Genomic DNA, 7097 nt, shown 5'->3' on the forward strand with positions numbered 1-7097 from the left:
CACGAGCCGCCACCAGGAGGTCTCCGGCCGGGTGACCCGGCAGCACCACAGCCGGGTCGGAGACGAATCGGAGATCGTCGGAGCGCGGATGCGAAGCCGTCGACGTCGCCCGCGGCTGTCGGCTCGGCACGGGAGTCAGGATACTTCCGCGATGCGGATGCCGCCGCCGGCCTCACGCGCTTCCCGAAGGGCGGCCCGGGCCGCCGCGATCCCGGAGATGCTGGCAACCCGCGTGGCCATGGGCGCCACCTTTGCCTTCGCCTCGCTCCCGGTCTGCGTGAAACGGTCCGTGAGGTCGGCGATCCCGGCACTGACGGGAAGGAGCCCCGAGGCGAGCGGGTCCGCCGCGGTGCCTTCCGTCAGGCGGCGCACCATGCTGGTGAGCCCGGCCGCGTCCGTCCCGAGGGCGATGACGCCGAATTCGGTGTCGTCGACCCACCCGCACACGTCGGACTCCCGGACGCCCTTCCCCCACAGCCGGGCGGCGCGCTCCCGGATCGCATCCAGAGACCCCCGCTCCGGGGCGACCGTCGGAGAGATCACCGCGCAACTCACGGCCGACCCGTGACGCCGCGCCGCGGCGCCCATCACCCGGAGCATCCGCATCATGCCCGCGAGGTTCAGCAGCCCGGTGGCCATGTCCGACAGGGACCCCTGTTCGGTCGCGTCGATGAGGTTCTTGATCTCCAGCAGCCTGCGGAGCTTCGCCACCACCAGGTTGGAGCGCACCGGCTCCTTGATGATGTCCCACGCTCCCGATCGCATGGCCGCGGCCTGATCGCTCTCGTTCCAGAAGTTGGGCGAATAGACGAGGATGGGAACGCTCGACTTGAGGACGCCACCGGTCAGCGAGGATGCCAGGGCCGGTGCGTCCATGTCCGGCAGCCCCTCATCCAGGATCACGAGGTCCGGGCTCACCTGGGCCGCATCCCGCACGGCGACCCGGGCCGAACGGATGCGGGTGACGACGAACCCCTCGGGCTCCAGGACCGCCTGCAGGGCCGAGGCGAACCAGTCGTGCGCGCTCACCAGCATGACGCTGACCGGGTCCGGCGGCGTGATGTGGGGGGCGTTTGCCATGGCGTCGGTTCCTCGTGGTAGCTCGTTCACTCCGGCGCGACGTCCGACCGATCCGTCGCCGGATGGTCCAGGGGCTGCGGCGCCTCGTCGAGCCCCTTCTCCCGCTCGAACATGACCGGGAGGGTCTTCAACATGATCATCAGGTCGAACCACAGCGAGCGACGGCGGACGTATTCCAGGTCGAAATCGACCTTCTCCCGCACGTCCTCCACCGTCTGGTCCGCGGGGCGGTTCACCTGCGCCCATCCGGTGATGCCCGGTTTGACCCGGTTCCTCACGCGGTATCCCTCGATCTCCTTCTGGAGCTCGATCACGAAGTTCGGGCGCTCGGGACGTGGCCCCACCACGGCCATGTCCCCCTTGATGACGTTCCAGAACTGCGGGATCTCGTCGAGTCGGGTCTTGCGGAGGATTCGGCCGACGCGGGTCGCCCGGTCGTCGTCGGTGCGGGCCCATACGGGACCCGAATCGAACTCCGCGTCCACCCGCATGGTTCGGAACTTGTAGATCATGAAGGGCCGGCCGCCCAGGTCGTTCACCCGTCGGCCCGTGCTGTCACGCGAATCCAGCCGGGCCCGCCGATCGAGGCCCACCCTGAGCTGTCGATAGATGACCGGGCCGGGGCTGTCGAGCTTGATGGCGATCGCGATGACGACGATGGCAGGGAAAAGGATGATCAACGCCACGATCGTCACCGCGAGGTTCGCGAATCGGAGGAGCAGCTCCTCGAGCCGGCCCGCCTCCCGACCCTGCGGCGATTGCGGCTCGAGACGCGGGGTACGCGGGCCATCCAGCCGCACGTACCGTCGCCGGGCCGCGCCACCCTGCCGCAGCCGGAGCGCCGCAATGCCTCCTGCGCCCTTCACTCCTTCGTCTGTGCTCATGGCACGCTCGTTCTCCGGGGAAATGTCATACGCCCCGGTTTGAGCATCTGTCGTGCCACGCCTGGAGAAAGGAGTCAAAGTGCTGTTCCGAAAGAGTTTACGTCCGTTTCATCGGCTCCGGACATGCGCTGGGTATGGCGTAACCACTACACTTCCCGCGGAAAGAGTGGAGATCGGCTGCGGCGATCCAACTCTAGATCCTACTCTAGACCGTAGTCCCTGATCTTGTAGAGAAGCGCCCGGTAGCTGAGATCGAGGAGCTCGGCCGCCCGGGTGCGATTACCACCGGTCACCTCGAGCGCCCGCCCGATCAGGTGCTTCTCGAGTTCCCACGTCCGCTTCTTCACCGAGAGCTCGTCACTCGAGAGATTGCCGGTCGCCGCCTTCACCGACGCCTTCGGGTCCCGGATCGCTTCGGGTAGGTCCTCGACCCCGATGGTCGAATCGTCCGCCAGCACCATCGCGCGCTCCACCAGGTTCTCGAGCTCACGGATGTTCCCCGGCCAGGAGTAGGAGCTCAACACCTTGACCGCATCGGGCTCGAAACCCTCGATCTCGAGGCCGAGGGACTCGTTGAACAGCTCGATGAAGTGCTGCAGCAGCACCGGTACATCCTCCACCCGGTGCCGCAGCGGCGGCAGGTGAATGCGGACGACGTTGATCCTGTAGTACAGGTCGGATCGGAACTCGCCTTCCTGCACGTCGGCCTCCAGGTCCCTGGCCGTGGCGGCGAGGATCCGGACGTCGAGCTGGCGGGCGCGGGACTCACCGACGCGCCGGACCTCGCCCTCCTGGAGCACACGCAGCAGCTTGACCTGCAACGCCTGCGGGAGCTCACCGATCTCGTCCAGCAGCAGGGTGCCTCCCTGCGCTTCCTCGAACAAACCGGCCCGGTCGCGCGAGGCCCCGGTGAACGAGCCCTTGACGTGCCCGAACAGCTCCGACTCGAGCAGGTTCTCCGGGATGGCGCCACAGTTGACCGGCACGAACGGTCCATCCGCCCTTCCGGACGCCTGGTGCACGAGCCGGGCGATGAGTTCCTTCCCCGTTCCGCTCTCCCCCGTGATCAGGACGGTCGTCGGGTGCTGGGCCACTCTCTCCGCCAGCTCGACGGCCGCTTTCATCCCCGAGCTGGCCACGACGATATCGCCTCGCCTCTTCTCGACCCGGACTTCCTTCCTCAACCGCCGGATCTCGCGGTCCTTCGAAGCGTGCTGCTCGGCGATCCGCACGCGCAGCAGGAGCGCCTCGGGGGAGAACGGCTTGTCGATGTAGTCGTACGCCCCCTTGCGAATGGCCTCGACCGCCAGGTCCTGGCTTCCGTAGGCGGTCATCACGATCGTGCGCCCCGGCCCGTTCGCTTCCCGGTGGCGCTCGAGGAACTCGAGCCCATCCACCCCGGGCATCCGGACGTCGGTGAGGATCAGATCGGGGGACCACTCCTCGACGCGGGTCAGCGCCTCCTCGCCATCGGACGCGGTGGCCACATCGTACCCCTCGTTTTCCAGCAGCAGGGAGGCCGTGCGGCGCAGCCCGGCGTCGTCGTCCACCACGAGGATCTTCATGCCCGCTCCGTCGACACGGGTAACAGAATTCGAAAGTTGGCTCCGTCGGGACCCGCCGGCAGCGCCTCGACGGTTCCCCCCATGATTTCGATGAGCCGGGCCGATACGGCAAGTCCCAGCCCCGTTCCGAGGCCCGGCGCCTTGGTGGTGAAGAAGGGGTCGAAGACGCGGCGCACGTCCTCCGGCGGAATCCCGGGGCCGCTATCCATCATCACCAGCTCGACCGCCGGATCTCCTTCGGCCAGCTGGCGAGCCGGTCCCGGATCGCGACTCTGGTCGAGCCGCCGGAGGTGCGAGTAGTCGATGCCATCCGGATCGTCCTTGCGGCTCCTGCGGCGCCCCCACCGGTCACCGCTGGTGATCACCGTGTTCCGGACCCGGATCCGTATCCAGCGCGGTCCATCGTCCCCGCCCTGCTCGTCGACTGCGTCGATGGAGTTGAGCAGCAGGTTCACCAGCACCTGCTCCAGCTGGAAGGGGTCCGCGGTCACCACCGCGTCTTCGTCGGGCAGCTCGAGATCGACCGACACCTCCCGCAGCCTCCCCTGTACCCGCATGAGATCGACGGCCGCCTCGACGCTCCGGTTCACATCGACGGCCCGCGTCGCGGAGGCCTTGGGCCTGCCGTAATCGAGAAGGCCGCGCACGATCGCATCGATTCGATCCGCCTCATGAGCGATGCCGTTCAGCCACTCGGCGTCCCCTTCCCCGCTGCGACGTCCAAGCTCCACGTACCCGAGGATCGCCCCGAGCGGATTGCCGATCTCGTGCGCGATCCCCGAGGCGAGCCGACCGATCGAAGCCATCTTGTCCGCCCGGACCAGGCTGGTACGAGCGGCCGACAGCTCCCGGTTGGTCTCCTCCAGCGACCGGACGTTCCCGGCCAGGAGCTGCTGGTTATGAATCAATCGCCCGGCCATCCGGTTCACGGCCTGGGACAGCCGCTCGATCTCGGCCGTGTCCGAGCTCGGAAGCCGGTGTTCCTCGTCGCCCGCGGCGATCCGCTCCGCCCCCTCGACCATCTCCTCCACCGGCTTGAGGACGAGCACACGTAGTCGGTAGTTGGCCACCAGCCCGAGGAGGACGAGGTCGATCGCGATCGCCACGATGAGGACCTCGTACAGAAGCCGCGGACCGAGTCCGAGACTCTGCCACACGAACACCACGACCGCGAGGGAGAACAGGGCGAGGAAGAGGAGGATGAGGAGACCGCCGATGAGGCGCAGCCTCAGGGACAGCGCTCGCGATCCCGTCTCGCTCGAACCGGCCGCTTCCTCACCGGCAGGCGTCGGAGATGTCCTTGAATTCATGCATCGATAGTAGCGGTTGAGCCGGCAGCGCCGCCACGCCGATCCTCCCGAGGCCGCTCAGCGGTCGGTGCGCGGTGCCGGGGGCTGCTTGCCGGGGCGGAAGAGCCGGCGAAGTCGCCACGGACGCGGCAGGTACTGACCGGCGAGCCGCAGCGCCCGCAGCGGAACGTACAGAAACCCCAGGCCGCCGGGCAGCCGGCGCCGGCCCCAGTCCTTGCGGGTGGGCGTCACGAGCCGACGCATCGCGTAGGAGAGGCGCCCTCCCCATCCGTCGATCAGCGAGAGATCCAGCGCGGCGCGCTCGCTGAAGCTCGGGGACGGCGGCTCGTCGGACTCCAGCCACCCCCATACACGCTCGGCCCACTGGCAGACTTCAGGCTCGCTTCCGAGCGCTTCCTTCACGGGCCCCGGCATTCGGACCCCGACCAGCGGCCGCGCCACGGCGAGACCGAAGAGCACGGTCCGGTAGCAGCCCAGCACCCGGGCAAGGCGCAGAACGAAGCCCCAGTCCCGCGCCTCGCGGCTGCGCGCCACTTCCGCCACATCGCAGATCCACTTGAGCCGCGGCCACGGAAAGGGCCCGTGCTTGGCCCCATGGACGCACAGGGCGAGCAACTGGAAATCCGGCTGGAGGCAGGCCACGGTTCGCCCGTGCAACTCGAACGCGCCCCGGTGTTTCCACAGATCCGCGGCCTCAATGCGACCTCGAAAGTAGGTCCTGGCGAGGTCCCAGTGGAGATCGAGGTCCAGGTCGTCGGATGGACGTGTGAAGGTGCGCGAGTATTCGGCCTGGGCGAGCGCCTCCTGCTGGGCTCCGGCCGTGTCGTGCCACGGGGCAAAACCCAGCCGCTCGACCTCCCTGGCCGCCCGCCCCACGTCCACGGAGCGGACCAGCAGGTCCAGGTCCCCGAACTCGCGCAGCGTCAGGCTGTGGTACACGCCACAGGCGACCGCCGGCCCCTTGAGCACGATGACCGGGATGCCGGCGCCCTCCAGCTCCGACACCAGGTCGAGAAGTTGCGAGGACAGGTAGAGATTCGAGCGTGCCACCCGCTCGCACCGCGCCCGGAGCTCGGATCGCACCGCCTCGGGAACTCGCGCGTCCTCTCCCAGGTGGCGCTGCAAGAGGGGCAGGACGCCGTGAAGCCCGCCCCTCTCGACCACGTAGTCCCACTCCAGCGCCCCCTCGAGAAGTCCGGCCAGTCGGTCCGCGTCTTCGGGATCCAGCTCCCGTCGCGCCGCGACCCGGAGCAACTCGTGCTCGGGACGGCGAACCGGCGATCCCCGGGTGCTCCGGCCGCCACCCGCGTCGGTCACGGCCCCGCCCCGGGTCGGAGCGAGGTCTGCGGGACCTCGCCGGTGAATGCGGAAGCCTGGAGCCGGAAGAGACGCGCGTACCTTCCCTCCCGTGCCATCAGCTCCTCGTGTGTGCCCGACTCGAGAATCCGACCCGAATCGAGGACGTAGATCCGGTCCGCCATCCGCACGGTGGAGAAGCGGTGACTGATGGCCAGCACCGCGCGGTCGTGTGCGATCTGGCGCACTCTCTCGAACACCTCGATCTCGGACTCGGCGTCGAGGGCGCTCGTGGGTTCGTCGAGAATCAGCAGACGGGCGGGGCTGGCGAAGGCCCGCGCGAGGGCGACCTTCTGCCACTCACCGGTACTGAGCTCCGCCCCGTCCTCGAACCAGTTGCCGAGCGTGGTCTCGTACCCGCGCGGCAGCGCCTGCACGACGGGGTGAGCCCCGGACCGACGGGCCGCCTCCTCGACCCACCCGGAGTCGGGATCGCGGCTCACGTCTCCGAAGGCGACGTTGTCCCTGGCGGGTAGCTGATAGCGTACGAAGTCCTGGAAGATCGCGGCGACCTGCGCGCGGTATTCCGCCTTCGCATAGTCGCGGATATCGGTTCCGTCCAGGGTCACCCGTCCCCCGGTCGGATCGTAGAGGCGACAGAGGAGCTTCGCGATCGTGGTCTTTCCGGATCCGTTGGCTCCGATCAGCGCAATCATCTCGCCGGGCGCCACGTGCAGGCTCACTCCGGTGAGAAGGGCGCGATCCGACGTCGGATACCCGAACTCCGCCTCATCCAGCGCAAAGACGGACCGGGCCCGGGTCGGCAGTGGCCTCGGGTCCTCGGGCTCCCGGAGGGTCTCTTCAAGCTCCAGGAAGTCGTCGAGCGTGGAGAGGAACAGATTGTTCTCGTACAGGCTGCCGAGGCCCACGAAGACGGTCTGCACGAGCGCGAGCCCTCGCTG

6 protein-coding genes are annotated in these 7097 nt (G+C 68.4%); all 6 read right to left on the bottom strand.

The genetic code is table 11. The features are described from left to right. Positions 1 to 135 precede the first annotated feature (135 nt). A complete protein-coding gene (locus tag AC36XV_RS06210; RefSeq protein ID WP_492202810.1) occupies positions 136 to 1080 on the bottom strand; it encodes a response regulator in 945 nt (314 codons plus the stop codon). 26 nt (positions 1081 to 1106) lie between these two features. Continuing rightward, complete coding sequence (locus AC36XV_RS06215; protein WP_492202811.1) at positions 1107 to 1964, bottom strand: sugar transferase; 858 nt, start codon at positions 1962 to 1964, stop codon at positions 1107 to 1109. 200 nt (positions 1965 to 2164) lie between these two features. Next, a complete protein-coding gene (locus AC36XV_RS06220) occupies positions 2165 to 3529 on the bottom strand; it encodes a sigma-54-dependent transcriptional regulator (protein WP_492202812.1) in 1365 nt (454 codons plus the stop codon). After that, the gene (locus tag AC36XV_RS06225) at positions 3526 to 4839 is read right to left on the bottom strand and encodes a sensor histidine kinase (RefSeq protein WP_492202813.1); all 1314 of its coding nucleotides are present in this window, start codon (positions 4837 to 4839) and stop codon (positions 3526 to 3528) included. The genes AC36XV_RS06220 and AC36XV_RS06225 overlap by 4 nt, the downstream gene beginning before the upstream one ends. 57 nt (positions 4840 to 4896) lie before the next feature. Beyond that, positions 4897 to 6156, bottom strand: a complete 1260-nt coding sequence (locus AC36XV_RS06230) for a nucleotidyltransferase domain-containing protein (RefSeq protein ID WP_492202814.1) — start codon at positions 6154 to 6156, stop codon at positions 4897 to 4899. Beyond that, a partial coding sequence (locus tag AC36XV_RS06235; RefSeq protein ID WP_492202815.1) for an ABC transporter ATP-binding protein occupies positions 6153 to 7097 on the bottom strand: 945 nt, incomplete at its 5' end. The genes AC36XV_RS06230 and AC36XV_RS06235, both read right to left, overlap by 4 nt.

It is taken from the genome of Candidatus Benthicola sp., from assembly GCF_058719085.1.